This window comes from Aliiglaciecola sp. M165, assembly GCF_007197995.1.
Lineage (GTDB): Bacteria > Pseudomonadota > Gammaproteobacteria > Enterobacterales > Alteromonadaceae > Aliiglaciecola.
The window spans coordinates 187,806-202,842 of sequence record NZ_VKKH01000007.1; the positions used below are offsets into that span (position 1 = coordinate 187,806).

General features: G+C 43.2%; 13 protein-coding genes. 7 read left to right on the forward strand and 6 right to left on the reverse strand.

What is annotated here, in order from left to right; translation table 11 throughout:
- Positions 1 to 335 precede the first annotated feature (335 nt).
- The 4 genes from FM019_RS15460 (at position 336) to FM019_RS15475 (ending at position 4,480) form a co-directional block, all read left to right on the forward strand.
- Entirely contained in the window at positions 336 to 1,193 is an 858-nt protein-coding gene (locus FM019_RS15460; protein WP_143836862.1) for a TraB/GumN family protein, read from the forward strand.
- Positions 1,194 to 1,409: 216 nt separating this feature from the next.
- Positions 1,410 to 2,639 (forward strand): gephyrin-like molybdotransferase Glp, encoded by a 1,230-nt coding sequence (gene glp, locus FM019_RS15465; RefSeq protein WP_143836863.1) that lies wholly within the window; start codon positions 1,410 to 1,412, stop codon positions 2,637 to 2,639.
- Positions 2,640 to 2,682: 43 nt separating this feature from the next.
- Positions 2,683 to 4,029: an MATE family efflux transporter gene (locus FM019_RS15470; RefSeq protein WP_143837027.1), complete on the forward strand. Its 1,347-nt coding sequence runs from the start codon at positions 2,683 to 2,685 to the stop codon at positions 4,027 to 4,029.
- A gap of 13 nt (positions 4,030 to 4,042) precedes the next feature.
- Entirely contained in the window at positions 4,043 to 4,480 is a 438-nt protein-coding gene (locus tag FM019_RS15475; RefSeq protein WP_143836864.1) for an MOSC domain-containing protein, read from the forward strand.
- A gap of 50 nt (positions 4,481 to 4,530) precedes the next feature.
- Here the strand turns inward: FM019_RS15475 and FM019_RS15480 are convergent, their stop codons facing one another.
- Genes FM019_RS15480 through zwf form a run of 5 tightly spaced genes read right to left on the reverse strand, consistent with a single transcriptional unit; the run spans position 4,531 to position 10,158 of the window.
- Positions 4,531 to 5,184, reverse strand: a complete 654-nt coding sequence (locus FM019_RS15480; protein WP_143836865.1) for a bifunctional 4-hydroxy-2-oxoglutarate aldolase/2-dehydro-3-deoxy-phosphogluconate aldolase — start codon at positions 5,182 to 5,184, stop codon at positions 4,531 to 4,533.
- Positions 5,185 to 5,188: 4 nt separating this feature from the next.
- The gene (locus FM019_RS15485; RefSeq protein WP_143836866.1) at positions 5,189 to 6,142 is read right to left on the reverse strand and encodes a glucokinase; all 954 of its coding nucleotides are present in this window, start codon (positions 6,140 to 6,142) and stop codon (positions 5,189 to 5,191) included.
- On the reverse strand, positions 6,132 to 7,967 hold the full coding sequence (gene edd / locus FM019_RS15490) for a phosphogluconate dehydratase (RefSeq protein ID WP_143836867.1): 1,836 nt from the start codon (positions 7,965 to 7,967) through the stop codon (positions 6,132 to 6,134). Before edd ends, FM019_RS15485 begins: the two co-directional genes overlap by 11 nt.
- 8 nt (positions 7,968 to 7,975) lie before the next feature.
- On the reverse strand, positions 7,976 to 8,668 hold the full coding sequence (gene pgl / locus FM019_RS15495) for a 6-phosphogluconolactonase (RefSeq protein WP_143836868.1): 693 nt from the start codon (positions 8,666 to 8,668) through the stop codon (positions 7,976 to 7,978).
- Entirely contained in the window at positions 8,668 to 10,158 is a 1,491-nt protein-coding gene (gene zwf, locus FM019_RS15500) for a glucose-6-phosphate dehydrogenase (RefSeq protein WP_143836869.1), read from the reverse strand. Before zwf ends, pgl begins: the two co-directional genes overlap by 1 nt.
- Before the next feature lie 285 nt (positions 10,159 to 10,443).
- Between zwf and FM019_RS15505 the strand changes: the two genes are divergently transcribed.
- The 3 genes from FM019_RS15505 to FM019_RS15515 all read left to right on the forward strand — a co-directional run bounded on the left by FM019_RS15505 (position 10,444) and on the right by FM019_RS15515 (position 14,263).
- Entirely contained in the window at positions 10,444 to 11,295 is an 852-nt protein-coding gene (locus FM019_RS15505) for a MurR/RpiR family transcriptional regulator (protein WP_143836870.1), read from the forward strand.
- Positions 11,296 to 11,498: 203 nt separating this feature from the next.
- Positions 11,499 to 12,935 (forward strand): pyruvate kinase, encoded by a 1,437-nt coding sequence (gene pyk / locus FM019_RS15510; RefSeq protein WP_143836871.1) that lies wholly within the window; start codon positions 11,499 to 11,501, stop codon positions 12,933 to 12,935.
- Positions 12,936 to 13,084: 149 nt separating this feature from the next.
- Positions 13,085 to 14,263: a trans-acting enoyl reductase family protein gene (locus FM019_RS15515; protein WP_143836872.1), complete on the forward strand. Its 1,179-nt coding sequence runs from the start codon at positions 13,085 to 13,087 to the stop codon at positions 14,261 to 14,263.
- A gap of 125 nt (positions 14,264 to 14,388) precedes the next feature.
- Here FM019_RS15515 and FM019_RS15520 read toward each other — a convergent pair whose 3' ends face one another.
- Positions 14,389 to 14,940 carry an NAD(P)H nitroreductase gene (locus tag FM019_RS15520; RefSeq protein ID WP_143836873.1) on the reverse strand — a complete coding sequence of 184 codons (552 nt, stop codon included), beginning with the start codon at positions 14,938 to 14,940 and terminating at the stop codon, positions 14,389 to 14,391.
- Positions 14,941 to 15,037 lie beyond the last annotated feature (97 nt).

Sequence of the window (15,037 nt, forward strand, 5' to 3'; positions counted from 1 at the left end):
GTTTGTGGCGTAAGCAAAAAAAAAGCCTGTGATGAACCTCTCAGCTCATCACAGGCTTCTTTGCCTTTTGCATTACACATTTTCATGTAATCTGCTTAGTTCAATGCCCCAGCAGATAGGACCAATAAAATTACTATCCATTATTTATGCCAAGGATAAAAACCAATAGATTCAGATAGATAGAAATCTAGGCTATTCCACATTTACCATTTATTGCACTGAAAAAGTGCGTATTGTCATTAAAGGGGCAATCAATTTGTCTCTTCTTTTACACCACATTTCAATGCATAATGCCGACTCCCAAGGTATTTGATTTAACAAAAGGACGACTCTGAATGTTTAAAAAATTATTCATCACACTTTTCACTGCTGCTATTACATTGAACTGTCAAGCAGCATCGGTTTGGAAAGTTTCAAAAGGACAAGATCAAATTTATGTTGGCGGAACCATTCACCTGCTAAGCCAAAATGATTACCCATTACCCGAAAAATACGAGCAAGCGTATAAGATGTCGGATACCTTAGTATTTGAAACCGATATTGCTAAAATGAACTCGCCTGAATTTCAGCAAGTCAGTATGCAATATATGTTTTTACCTGGCGGCAAAACGGTTAAAGAATTGATCTCCGCAGAAACTTTTGCTCAATTGGAAACGCATTTAGCTGCACGAAATATCCCTGTGCAAAATTTTCTACCTTTCCTTCCTAGCTTTTTAGCCATTACCTTGACGGTAATAGAACTTCAAATGATGGGCATTAACAGCGCTGGTGTCGACATGTACTTTGCCACTAAGGGTATTGGTGATGGTAAAGCGAATCAATGGTTTGAAGAACCGGAAGAACAACTATCTTTGTTAGCAAAAATGGGCGAAGGCCAAGAAGATGCCATGATTAAGTACACCCTCAAAGATATCAGTACCGTTCAAGAAATGATGCCAAAAATGATTACGGCTTGGCGCGAAGGGGACAGTCAAGCGTTGGCGGATATTGGATTGACGGACATGATGAATGACTACCCCCAGGTATACAATGATTTGTTAGTCCAACGAAACAAAAATTGGCTCCCTAAACTTGAAGCATTGTTTGGCAATGAAAACAAAGAGTTTGTATTAGTAGGCGCGCTTCATTTAGTTGGAAAAGACAGCGTACTGGCTATGTTGGAATCGAAAGGGTACAAAGTCGAAAAAATGTAGAGGTTGGACTCGACTCTAAACACGGTATCCTGAGAATTGTTGCTTCTGTTGTGTTCTGAGTAGTGTTGATTGTTTATTACTGTCAAAAAAGCAGAGTCTATCTGCTTTTTTTATATCTCGAATCTAATACCATTGGATAATGAAATAAGCTGTCATTTTTAAAAAGAAACACCCGAACTACAATGGGCCTAGAATTAAAATAAGAGTGAATCAAAAATGGATACAGGTTGCGATAGACCTGGCTTAAAGCCGATTAGCGAAGCGCTAGAGCATCTTTTATCAAGCTGCAATCCAAATTCGCGCGATGAACAAGTCAATTTGTTTGATGGGTTGAACCGTGTCCTGGCGGAATCAGTAAAATCCCGAGTGAATGTTCCACCAAATGACAATTCGGCAATGGACGGTTATGCGTTTTTTGTCGATGAAAACTTACCAACCAATACGACCATGATGATTCAAGGGCAAGCACTTGCTGGAAAGCCGTTTACGGAGTCAGTCAAAGCAGGATATTGTGTCCGGATCACCACAGGTGGCATATTGCCAAAGGGTACCAATACGGTATTAATGCAAGAGAATGTCACCAAATCGGATAATCGCATCACGACCAATCAAGCGGTTAGGCGCGGTAATAGCGTTAGATTGGCTGGAGAAGATATTCGTCAGGATCAAACGGTGGTAAAAAAAGGTACACGCTTATCCCCTGCCCATTTGGCATTAATCGCATCGGTTGGTATTGATAGGGTCATTGTTCAAAGCAAACCAAAGGTTGCAGTCATTGCTACCGGTGACGAACTTGTTCAACCTGGCGACGCCCTTGAGCCTGGCCAGATCTACGAAAGTAACCGATTTGCTTTGCATGGGTTATTACATAAAATGGCCGTAGACGTTCTGCATTACGAAATCGTGCGCGATCATCCAGAATCTTTGTCAAAGGTGTTTCTTCAAGCTAGTCAGGAAGCTGACATGATCATTAGTTGTGGAGGCGTTTCAGTAGGCGATGCGGATTACGTCAAACAAGTGTTGGATGACATCGGCCATATCGATTTTTGGAAAGTCGCGATAAAGCCAGGTAAACCTTTTGCCTTTGGTCATATAAGTAAAACGTTGTTTTGCGGTTTACCCGGTAACCCTGTGTCATCGTTTGTGACCTTTGAGCAGCTAGTAACGCCACTTCTAAAAAAAATGATGGGCGAATTGCCCTCCTCTAAACTTACTTTGCAAGCTAAATGTGCCGAGACTATCTACAAACGACCAGGTCGCGCAGACTTCCAAAGAGGGATCTGTTTTGTTGACAGTCAAGGCCAGCTATGGGTGAAACCCAACGGCAAACAAGGCTCTGGGATCATGTCTTCAATAGCCAATGCGAATTGTTATATTTTGCTTGAAATCGAACAAGGGAAAATGGAGCCGGGAGAAGCGGTTTCTATCTCATTATTTGATGCCTGAAACATGCTGAGAGAAAAAGCCATTGCCAACTGTTAAACACGAAATGTCTAGGTTAATCAGCTTAACCTGGCCTTTGTTAGTCGCTCAAGTTACTCAAACGCTGATGGGGGTTTCTGACACTATCATGGCAGGTCGATTTTCAGCTGTCGATATGGCAGCGGTTGCCATTGGTTTTAGTATTACAATCCCTATTTTGTGTTTTGTCCAAGGCCTTGCAATGGCCATCCCGCCTATTGTTTCTAAACTGCAAGGCGCCGATAAATCCCATCAAATTGCCAATGCGACTCAGCAGGCCTTTTACCTAATTTTACCCATCTCATTTGTCATTATGGCAATGAACTTTTTTGTGGAATATTGGTTTTCATTAATCGATATGGAGTCCGAATTAAGGCGGATCACTGTCGAGTATGTGCAATATATTTTATACGCCACACCAGCCTTTGCTGCCTATCAAATTTTGCGAAATTACTGCGAGGGATTATCCAATACTAAACCAACAATGGTGATTATGGTCGTTGGATTGATGGTTAATATTCCAGCCAACTACATCTTAATCTACGGCAAGTTAGGCTTACCTGCGTTAGGCGGTGTTGGCTGTGGTATTGCTACCGCCTTAGTTTATCTCGCCATGTTGGTTACTACGGCGATTTACGTCGGTTTATCTAAACGCATGCAAGTGTTTAACCTTTATCAAAATCTGGTGCAACCCCATTGGCTGCAAATAAAAGCTACATTTTGGTTGGGAATACCCATCGCACTGACCATTTTATTTGAAGTCACACTTTTTGGCGTAGTGGCATTGTTATTATCGCCGCTTGGTCCGCTTACTGTAGCGTCTCACCAAATTACATTGAACTTCTCTGCGCTTATGTTTATGTTTCCGTTAAGTATTGGCATGGCGACAACCATTCGTGTCGGCTATTGCCTTGGCAAAGAAGATATTAAAGGCGCTGCATTAGCGGCAAAAACTGCCATATTTCTCGGCCTTGCCATTGCGATGTTCACAGCATTGATCACCGTATTGGCACGGGAACAAATTGCATTGCTTTATAGCAGCGATAGCCAAGTCATTGAATTGGCGGTAAGCCTAATGTTTTTAGCCGCAATGTTTCAGTTATCTGATGCAGTTCAAGCTATATCAGCTGGGGCATTACGCGGATATAAAGATACCAGAGCCATGTTCATCATAACGTTTTTTGCGTATTGGGCAATTGGTTTGTCTACAGGTGTAATCCTGGCTTTGACCGATTGGCTAATGCCAGCTTTGGGTGCCAAAGGTTTTTGGATCGGATTTATTTGTGGTTTAACCAGCGCAGCAATTATGCTGGGTTTAAGGCTAAAACATATTCAGAAAAAGTGTTTGTTTTCTCAAGCAAGACACGACGCTTAGTGTAAGGAAAATTATGAAATTATTAGGAATTGCATTTCGAGACAAAAATCAGGCTCCCATGCAGACTTGCGACACCAGTCGTATTTCCGTTACTGAAGGTGTTGAAGTGGATTATCGTCGAAAACCAGGCAAGCGCCAAGTTACTCTATTAAGTGCGGTTCAATGGCAAAAAGCCTGTGATGAAATCGGGCTCACAATACCTTGGACTACTCGCCGAGCCAATTTATTGGTGGACGAGATTGAGTTTAACGCACACATGGTGGGAAAAATTTTGCAAATCGGTGATGTTCAATTACAAATCTGTATGCAAACTGACCCTTGCCATCGAATGGACCAACAACATCTAGGCCTGCGAAAAGCTCTTGAGCCCGACTGGCGCGGCGGCGTATGTTGTATAGTGATCCAATCTGGAGAGGTAAGAATTGGCGATCCAGTTTCTATAACACCTTGATCTAAAACGCCGGCAATGCCGGCGTTCTTGATGCTAACAATGAATTGAAGCTATTTGTCGAGCGAGGCAGCCCCTGCAACAGCAGCTTTTGCCAGCTCAGTAATACGATCCCAATCACCTGATTGAACGGCATCATCTGGCGCTAACCAAGATCCACCTGCACATTTCACATTAGGCAACGCCAGATAATCTAGGTAATTATTCGGCCCTATGCCTCCAGTGGGACAAAAGGTTACATCAGGGAAAGGACCACCAATTGACTTCAAGGCTTTAATCCCGCCAGATGCTTCAGCAGGGAAAAACTTAAAATGTGTGTACCCTAAATCCAGCCCCTTCATCAATTCGGAAATTGAGGAAACACCCGGAATTAACGACACTGTTGAACGGTTGCCAGCTTCCAATAGGCTTGTTGTTAAGCCTGGGCTGATAGCAAACTTTGCGCCAGCAGCTTCAACTTTCTTTAATTGTTCTTCGTTGGTGACGGTTCCTGCACCAATCATCGCCTCAGGCACTTCATCAGCTATGCGTTTAATAACATCTAAGGCAGCAGCAGTGCGAAGCGTTACCTCAAGTACATTAATCCCGCCTTTAATTAACGCTTTTGCTAATGGCACTGCATGTTCAACGTCTTTGATTACCAAGACAGGAACAACGGGCCCCTGGCTGAAAACCTGCTCTGATGTCACTTTCCAATTCACTGACATGTTATTAACCCTTGTAATGTTGTTCTAGAAAGGCGGCAGCGCCTAACAAGCCATGATCCGGCTCTGTAATGATATAAGTGGGGATATTTGAGACATAGTGCCTAAATCGCCCCTTGTCTTCAAAACGACTACGAAAATCACTGTTTTTGATGAAGTCCACAAAACGAGCAGCAATTCCGCCACCAATGTAAACACCACCCGCAGTAGCTAAATTAAGCGCTAAATTACCAGCAAAACTTCCCATTATTTTGCAGAATTGATGAAGTGTACCAACGCATAATTCACATTCTTGACTAATTGCCTTTGCGGTGATCACAGCCGGATCATTGTACAATGCGGCTTGTTGACGTTGTTCGGCTAACCCTTCATAAATATGCACAATTCCTCGTCCGGACAGCACTTCTTCAGCAGATACGTGACCAATTGATTTTTTTAGATAGTGCCAGATAGCAAATTCATTCTCGTCTTGCGGGGCAAAATCCACATGCCCCCCTTCACCGTCAAGGGCTTTCCAACCTTTGTCAGTATAGGTCAGGTGATCAACTCCCAGTCCAGTTCCTGGCCCGAACACCGCAATATTCGCTTTCGGTTTAGGGCTTCCAGGTCCAATCTGCACTTTCTGATCATCTCTTAGAACAGGCAATGAATAGGCCACGGACGTAAAATCATTAATCACGCCAAGCCATGTTAAATTCAACGCTTGTTTAAGCTCTTCAATTGAAAACGCCCAAGTATGATTGGTCATTTTTACCCAATCGCCCGGCACGGGGCAGGCAATAGCGATGCAGCCATAAGAAAAAGTGGTGTCGGCATAGGTGTCAAAATAACGTTGAATCGCCTGCTCTATGCCAGGAAAGTCAGCGCACAAATACTTTTTAATGTGTACCAGATTATTCCCATCTAATTGTGCGATGCGGATATTAGTTCCACCAACATCCGCCACAAATTTAGTCGTCATGAGTGTTGCCCTCTCCCGCAAACAGAGAACATGCACCTTGCTCGGCGCCCGTCAACGAGTTACGCATTCCGGCGAACATTTCACGTCCCATGCCAATTTGATGTTTGTCCGTCTGCGCACTTTTCGCGTCACGTTTTGCAAGCTCTTCGTTGCTTACATGCAAACACATGTCACCCGTCTCAGTATTTAGCTCAATAATATCTCCAGTGCGAACCTTCGCTAGCAGACCGCCATTGTATGCCTCAGGCGTAACATGGATAGCAGCTGGAACTTTACCCGAAGCGCCAGACATGCGCCCGTCAGTCACCAAGGCAACCTTGAAACCTTTGTCCTGCAATACGCCAAGTGGTGGCGTTAGACTGTGTAGTTCGGGCATACCAATGGCAGCTGGACCTTGGAAGCGAACAACAACAATACAATCTTTGTCTAAATCACCGGCTTTAAACGCATCAGCCAATTCAAATTGATCTTCAAATACAACCGCCGGTGCTTTAATTCTGCAGTGTGGCTCTCGTAACGCAGACGTCTTCATGACAGCTCGACCCAAATTGCCATGTAACACCGACAACCCACCGTCCGGTTTGAAGGGCTTAGCAACACTCGCTAACACATCTTTATCAAAAGATTCTTTGGGGCCATCCTGCCAAGTTAACTCACCATCTTTTAAGGTTGGTTCTTTTGTATATTGCTCTAATCCATGCCCACAAATGGTGTTTACGTCGTTATGCAACAAACCAGCATCGAGTAATTCTTTGAATAGAAGTGCCATACCACCTGCTGCAACAAAGTGATTAATATCAGCTGAACCATTAGGATAAATACGCGTAAGCAATGGCACAGCGTTTGAAATGTCTGAGAAGTCATCCCAGTTAATTTCATAACCCGCAGCACGGGCTACCGCGACCAAATGCATGGTGTGATTGGTGGACCCGCCCGTTGCTAATAAACCAACAAGTCCGTTTACAATTGCTTTCGCATCAACAATGTGACCAATGGGCATGTAATTATCCCCCAGATCAGTAATGCGCGTTACCTGACGAGCTGCAGCTTTGGTCAGCTCATCTCGAAGCGCTGTACCAGGATTAACAAAAGAAGAGCCCGGTAAATGCAACCCCATAATTTCAACCACAAGCTGATTGGAATTAGCAGTGCCATAAAACGTACAGGTACCCGCAGAGTGATAACTTTCCGATTCAGCTTTAAGTAATTCTTTACGACCGACTTTCCCTTGCGCATAAGCTTGTCTGACCCGTGCCTTTTCTTTATTAGGCAAACCAGAAGGCATTGGGCCAGCAGGTACAAATACCGTTGGAAGGTGACCAAAGCTAAGTGAACCAATCAATAATCCTGGAACGATTTTGTCACAAATCCCCAGCATCAATGAACCATCAAACATGTTATGGGAGAGCCCAACCGCTGCCGACAGCGCAATAACGTCGCGACTCATTAAGCTTAGATCCATCCCCGGGTTGCCTTGTGTAACACCGTCACACATGGCTGGCACTCCGCCTGCGAATTGCGCAACACTGCCCACTTCTTGAATGGCTTGCTTAAGTTGTTGCGGATAGCTCTCATAAGGCTGATGAGCTGAAAGCATGTCATTGTATGACGAGACAATAGCAATATTTGCTTTTGTCAGACTGGTCAAATCTGCTTTTTCGGATGAACTGCACGCAGCAAATCCATGTGCCAAGTTGCCGCAAGATAAAACTCCGCGATGTGGTCCTTGACGACGTGCTGCATCGATTTTTTCCAAATACTTTTTTCGAGAATTACGGCTACGCTCGATAATGCGTTCCGTAACTTCTTGGATAACTGAGTTCATGGTTTCTCCTAGGCAGCCCAGACAAGCTCGACATTAGATTGATTAAGCATAGCTCTGATCGGCATTTCCAACGCATCATCACTTAACATAGCGTGCTCCAACACTTGTTTTTTTGACTCACCTGTCAGATGTAAAAATACGTTTTCGCTTTTAAGTAGTCTATTTAACGTTAAAGACATTCTTTGGTTTGGCGCGGTTGTAGGCGTTACGGCAATAAATTCGCTTTTTTGCTGAGGATCTAATCCATCTCTAATCTGTTTGGAGCATGGAAATAAAGAGGCCGTGTGACCATCTTCGCCCATTCCAAGAATTAGCACATCAAAAGGTGTTTTGATCTCTTTCAACATTTGATTGCAACTTGCTACAGCGTCCTGAGCATCGCCATGCTCTGTTTTTAGCGGGTAAAATTTTGCCGCAGACGCATTATTAATTAGCAGCTCACGTTTCACCATCGCGGCATTACTTGCTGGATCATTTTCGTCTACCCAGCGTTCGTCTGCCAAAGTGATATCTACTTTATCCCAATCTATAACTTTGTTTGATAACGCATTAAACATTTTGGCAGGTGTACGACCACCTGAAACAACTAAACTTGCTCGCCCATTTTTAGCAATTCCCTTTTCTAACAGATCGGCAATTTTCGATGAGAAAGATGCATTGAGCTGGTCAACCGAATCATAAACACTCTTAGTTAGCGCCATTATTTAGCCCCTACTCTTGATTCATACCAAGCTCTATCGTCTCGAGCTAATAATGCAATAGACGCTACAGGTCCCCATGTGCCGGCTTGATAAGGTTCGGGTTTATCATTATTCGCAGCCCACGCTCTGAAAATTCCGTCTACCCAAGTCCAAGCTTGTTCAACTTCATCCCGACGCACAAATAGCGCTTGGTTGCCTTTCATCACTTCCAACAACAATTTCTCATAAGCATCGGCAATGCGCTCATCTTTGAACGCTTCAGAGAAACTTAGGTTCAGCTTAGATTTTTGTAAATCCATCGAACCTGCCCCCGTCAGTCCGGGCACTTTGTTCATTACCGTAACTTCTACGCCTTCATCTGGCTGCAAGCGAATGGTCAATTTGTTGGGAGGTAATTGCGCGAAACTTTCACCAAACAAATTGTGCGGTTGGCGTTTAAAATAAATGACCACCTCACTGGTTTTACTAGGTAAACGTTTACCTGTGCGCAAATAAAACGGCACACCTGCCCATCGCCAGTTATCGATGTGTACTTTTAGAGAAACGAAGGTTTCTGTTTTAGATTCGGTGTTGGCGCCGTCTTCATCAAGATAGCCTGGCACTTCTTTTCCTTTGACAAAACCGCCTACGTATTGCCCTCGCACAGTGTCAGTTTGCACATTGGCTGCGGTGATAGGACGTAGTGCTTTTAACACTTTCAATTTTTCATCGCGGATGCTGTCAGCATCCAAAATAGCTGGGGGCTCCATCGCGATCAGGGTTAATATCTGTAAAAGGTGGTTTTGCACCATATCACGCATTTGACCTGCTTCATCAAAATAGCCCCAACGACCTTCAATCCCTACAGATTCGGCTACAGAAATTTGCACATGATCGATACAGTTGTGATCCCAGTTAGTGGCAAAAATTGAATTTGCAAAACGTAACGCCACTAGATTCAAGACAGTTTCTTTTCCTAGATAATGATCAATACGGTAAATCTGGCTCTCGTGAAAATATTGCGCTACCTGATTATTGATCACCTTCGATGACTCAAGATCGTGGCCGAGTGGTTTTTCTAACACTACCCGAACACTCGAATCAATAATTCCAGCGTTATTTAGCCCTTCGCAGATATCGCCAAATATTGAAGGTGGTGTCGCTAGATAACAAACCATGGTGCGAGATTTATCAACGTGTTCTTTAAAGGCGCCATAACTATTACTGTCTTTCATGTCGACTTTCACGTAATCAAGCTTCGAAGAGAACCTTTCCCATGTTTCTTCACACAAGGTTTCGCCACTAAATAGTTCAATATTCTCTTTTACCTGAGAGACATAGTCATCAAGTGTAATATCTTGTCTTGCGACACCAATGATTTTTGTTTGTTCATGCATCAAACTGGCTTTTTCCAATTGATACAAGGAAGGTAGAAGTTTGCGACGGGCTAAATCTCCCTTAGTACCAAACAACACAAAATCGCAGGGTTCGAACAAATTATCCAACACCATTTTTTTAACCTGTATATTGTTAAACGACCATCAATTACTGTAATTTCAGTAAAATAATATCGTTCTATTTCGACATTTAAGCTAAAATTTACCATCAAATGTAGTAAATTTACAACTTATTCAGTAACGTTTATGTAGAACTTATTAACAGTTATTTTACCAAAGCATCGAAAAAATGCTGGCTAATTTGTTAAAAAGTTACAACAATTGACACATTAAACAGAATAATGAGGCTAAAACCCTCGCCGACACAAGTCAGCACATAACAATAAGATTTTTGCACGTATGAATATTCTTGAGAAAATTACACAGAACAAATCTGCATTCAGTAAATCAGAGCGCAAAGTGGCTGAAATTATTTTGGATAATCCACAAACCGCTATACATTCCAGTATCGCTACCTTGGCGAAAATGTCAGATGTCAGTGAACCTACTGTCAATCGGTTTTGTCGGAGGCTCGACACTAAGGGATTCCCAGACTTTAAATTACACCTCGCGCAAAGTCTTGCTAACGGCACACCATACGTAAACCGCCATGTAGAAGAGAGTGATGGCCCAGAGGAATATACTAAAAAAATCTTTGAATCCACCATGGCTTCTCTTGAAGTGGCGCGTCAATCAGTAGACATTAACATCATTAACCGAGTCGTTGATCTGCTGACACAAGCACAAAAAATTTCCTTTTTTGGCCTGGGAGCATCCGCTTCAGTGGCGCACGATGCGTTAAACAAGTTCTTCCGTTTTAACGTCCCTGTAGTGTATTTTGAAGACGTGCTAATGCAGCGAATGAGCTGTATGAATAGCAACGAAGATGATGTCGTAGTGTTAATTTCTCACACAGGTCGAACAAAAAGTCTGGTAGAAATTGCACACATCGCACGAGCCAATGATGCGACGGTTGTAGGAATTACATCAAAAAACAGTCCTTTGGCTAAAGAATGTAACTTGGTGTTGTCGCTGGAAGTCCCAGAAGATACAGATATGTATATGCCAATGGCATCAAGAATCGCTCAATTGACACTAATTGATATCCTGGCAACGGGCTTCACCTTGCGCCGAGGCGGCAAATTCAGAGAAAACCTTAAACGAGTCAAAGATACATTACGAGGCTCAAGATTTGAAAAACGCCAAGACTAATGGCGCAACTTAACTGATCCTACCAACAAGAAGTTTTTGTTAAATTAATTCACATTTACTGGTCTATGCACTACTATTTTGTAATAAAATTACACAAACTAGTGCAAGGCCAGCAATTTTCACTTTATTCTCAGTGAAATTGTTATCCAATGCATTCTACTCTGCCAGTAAAACTTAATACCTAACAAGTCGGACACCAAAACATGTTAAGACGCACCAAAATACTCGCTACATTGGGCCCTGCAACTACATCTCCAGAAATGATTGAAGGCATTTTAAAAGCCGGTGCAAATGTAGTTCGCATGAACTTTTCTCACGGCACAGCTGAAGATCATATTGAGCGCGCAAAACTAGTACGGGAAATTGCTAAGAAACTCGATATTTACGTGGCAATTTTAGGCGACCTACAGGGTCCTAAAATTCGTGTTTCCAAATTTGCAGATGGCCCAATTCATTTAAATATTGGGGACCACTTTATTCTTGACGCTGAAATGGCCAAAGAAGACGGTAATCAGCAAGCCGTTGGTATCGATTACAAGGCGTTACCCGACGATGTCCTTCCAGGCGATTTATTGCTCTTGGATGATGGCCGTATTCAACTAAAAGTAGAATCGATTGAAGGTCGTAAAGTGCATACAGAAGTCACTGTAGGCGGCAAGCTATCGAATAACAAAGGGATCAACCGATTAGGCGGCGGACTTTCGGCAGAAGCATTAACTAGCAAAGACAAAGAAGACATAAAGACCGCCGCTTTGATGCAAGTAGACTATTTAGCGGTTTCCTTCCCTCGCAGCGGAGCCGATTTAGCTTATGCAAGAAAGCTTGCAGTTGAAGCGGGTTGCAATGCGTTGATATGTGCGAAGGTAGAAAGGGCAGAAACCGTCGCTGACAACGAGGCCATCGACGATATTATTGAAGCATCAGATGCCGTTATGGTTGCTCGTGGTGATTTAGGTGTAGAAATTGGCGATGCGGAACTTGTAGGTGTTCAGAAAAAACTTATCGCCCGTTCTCGCCAGCTTAATAGAGTGGTTATCACAGCCACACAGATGATGGAGTCTATGATCTCCAGCCCAATGCCTACCCGAGCAGAGGTAATGGATGTTGCCAACGCAGTGCTTGATGGCACCGATGCGGTAATGCTATCAGCCGAGACCGCAGCGGGTGAATTTCCCATTGAAACGGTCAAGGCAATGGCAAGAGTGTGTGAAGGCGCAGAAACACACCCGAGTGTTAAAATTTCCAAACACAGAGTCGACGAGGCATTCAACTCCGTTAGCGAAACTACTGCTTTATCGGCGGTTTACGCAGCCAATCACTTATCTAGTATAAAGGCAATTGTTGCCTTAACTGAAAGTGGTAAAACCTCTAAACTTATGTCGCGTATCACTACATCTCTACCCATTTATGCGTTATCTCGACATACAACCACCTTAAACACAATGGCATTATTTAGGGGTGTTCAACCTTTATATTTTGATTCTCGAGGAAGTGAACCTGGTCACTTAAAACAAGATGTGATTGATGTATTAAAGAACAAAGGAATTGTAAAATCCGGAGATTGCTTTGTCATGACTTACGGCGATGAGATGGAAACCGTCGGTTCAACCAATGCCTGCAAGATCGTTATGGTTCCATAGCAATCATTAAATACGTGGGTTAGCGGCGAGGTTTTGCTGTTAACCCCATCATTTATCCGCTGTATAGTTCTCTATTCATTTAATTAACTCTCGTTTTGAGCAATATGTCGCTACCATAAAACGCATATCTATCAAAAAGAGAGTTTTTTATGTCTAAAGACACCTCCAACAAAAAATACGATGTCGTCGTTTATGGTGCCACGGGATTTACTGGCCAATTGGTCGTTGAATACTTAGCTAAACACTATCCAAGTAACGAGCTAAACTGGGCAATTGCGGGAAGAAACCAACAAAAGCTCGAACAAATCAAAACCCAGTATAACGTTGATGCCAGTGTCGAATGTGTGCGCGCTGATTCAGATGATTTGGACAGCTTAAAAAACATGGTTAATAACACTAAAGTTGTGTTAACCACCGTAGGACCTTATCAATTATACGGTAACGAGCTTGTTCAATTATGCGCAGAATCAGGTACTGACTACGTAGATTTATGTGGTGAACCTGCCTGGATGCATAAAATGATTAAACAGCACCAAGCGGCTGCTGAAAAATCTGGTGCAAGGATCGTATTTTCATGCGGGTTTGATTCGATTCCCTTTGACTTGGGAGTTTACTTTTTGCAACAGCAAGCAAAAGATAAATTTGGTCATACATTAGAACGAGTTAAAGGCCGAGTGCGCGGCATGAAAGGAACGTTCTCCGGTGGCACAGCCGCGAGTTTAAAAGCGACAATGGCAGCGGCCCATGCCGATGCTGAAGTGATGAAAGTATTGCTTAATCCGTTTTCTTTGACTCCTGGATTCACCGGTGCGCAGCAACCGCACGGAAACAAACCTTTATTTGAAGAAGAATTCAACAGCTGGTCAGCACCTTTTATCATGGCAGCAATAAACACCCGAAATATACACCGCTCAAATTTTTTATTAGGGAAGCAATACGGTGAAAATTTTGTTTATGACGAAATGATGTTCACAGGCCCTGGTGAAAAAGGTGAAGCCATGGCCCAAGCTGTCGCCTCAGATAAAAGCTTATCTAGCGATAAAGGACCAAAACCCGGCGAAGGCCCAAGTAAAGAAGAGCGAGAAGCTGGCTTTTTTGATGTGATTTTTGCTGGTAGCAACGGAGACGAGCGACTTACGGTATCAGTCAAAGGTACAATGGATCCGGGTTATGGTTCGACATCAAAAATGATTGCTGAAGCAGCGGCATGTTTAGTACAAGATAATGTCTCAACTCCGGGAGGTATTTGGACATCTGCCCCAGCAATGGGCGAAAAGCTGATCACCCGTTTAATTGCCAAAGCAGGAATGAGTTTTAATCTCGAATAGAAATACTTTTCGACAGCACATTAGCAGGGTAAGACACTCAATTACCCTGCTAAAATTCTACATCAGAGTGATATTCAAACCTAAAAAACTAAGTGCATCGACTTTGTGATTCAGCAACTCATTTACTAATCCCAAAATTCAAAATAATCAGATGTATTTCGTTTGGGTGCAGGCATACTCTCATTCGTTGGCGTACCTAAGTACAGAAAACCAACAATTTCATCTTTTTCTTCGAGATAAAAAGCACATTTTACGTCTTCATTTTGTGCATATGAGCCGGTCCGCCAAACGCCACCAAACCCTTGTGCCAATGCCGCCATTTGCATTGCCTGTGTCGCGCAAGATGCAGACGCAACCTGTTCAACCCAAGGTACCTTTGGATGTTCTGTATACTTCGCTATGACAATAATAACCATAGGCGCGCGCAAAGGAAGTTGTGGCGCGCGAGTAATTTGTTTTTCATCCAAGTCTGCGTTAATTGCGGCTTCTTCAAATATTTCACCAAGACGAACCAACCCCCTACCCTGGCAAACGATGAACTTCCACGGGGTCAAACATGCATGATCTGGCGCTCTGAGCGCAGCTTGCATAATATTTTCTAACAATTCCCCCTGTGGCGCCGGTTCTTCGAGCCGGGGTTGTGAACGACGATTTAGAAGAAGGTCAAGAGCCTGCATAAAGTCAATCCAAAAACAAGGTAACTAATGTGCAGTATGCTAATTTAGACTATTCACCGCAACTGATAATGCCTATCTCGCAAACTATTTTTTGGAT

Bases quoted from the DNA above. Each gene is read 5' to 3' on its own strand.
- FM019_RS15460 (WP_143836862.1), top strand. From the start codon at position 336: ATGTTTAAAAAATTATTCATCACACTTTTCACTGCTGCTATTACATTG.
- glp (WP_143836863.1), top strand. From the start codon at position 1,410: ATGGATACAGGTTGCGATAGACCTGGCTTAAAGCCGATTAGCGAAGCG.
- FM019_RS15470 (WP_143837027.1), top strand. From the start codon at position 2,683: ATGTCTAGGTTAATCAGCTTAACCTGGCCTTTGTTAGTCGCTCAAGTT.
- FM019_RS15475 (WP_143836864.1), top strand. From the start codon at position 4,043: ATGAAATTATTAGGAATTGCATTTCGAGACAAAAATCAGGCTCCCATG.
- FM019_RS15480 (WP_143836865.1), bottom strand. From the start codon at position 5,184: ATGTCAGTGAATTGGAAAGTGACATCAGAGCAGGTTTTCAGCCAGGGG.
- FM019_RS15485 (WP_143836866.1), bottom strand. From the start codon at position 6,142: ATGACGACTAAATTTGTGGCGGATGTTGGTGGAACTAATATCCGCATC.
- edd (WP_143836867.1), bottom strand. From the start codon at position 7,967: ATGAACTCAGTTATCCAAGAAGTTACGGAACGCATTATCGAGCGTAGC.
- pgl (WP_143836868.1), bottom strand. From the start codon at position 8,668: ATGGCGCTAACTAAGAGTGTTTATGATTCGGTTGACCAGCTCAATGCA.
- zwf (WP_143836869.1), bottom strand. From the start codon at position 10,158: ATGGTGTTGGATAATTTGTTCGAACCCTGCGATTTTGTGTTGTTTGGT.
- FM019_RS15505 (WP_143836870.1), top strand. From the start codon at position 10,444: ATGAATATTCTTGAGAAAATTACACAGAACAAATCTGCATTCAGTAAA.
- pyk (WP_143836871.1), top strand. From the start codon at position 11,499: ATGTTAAGACGCACCAAAATACTCGCTACATTGGGCCCTGCAACTACA.
- FM019_RS15515 (WP_143836872.1), top strand. From the start codon at position 13,085: ATGTCTAAAGACACCTCCAACAAAAAATACGATGTCGTCGTTTATGGT.
- FM019_RS15520 (WP_143836873.1), bottom strand. From the start codon at position 14,940: ATGCAGGCTCTTGACCTTCTTCTAAATCGTCGTTCACAACCCCGGCTC.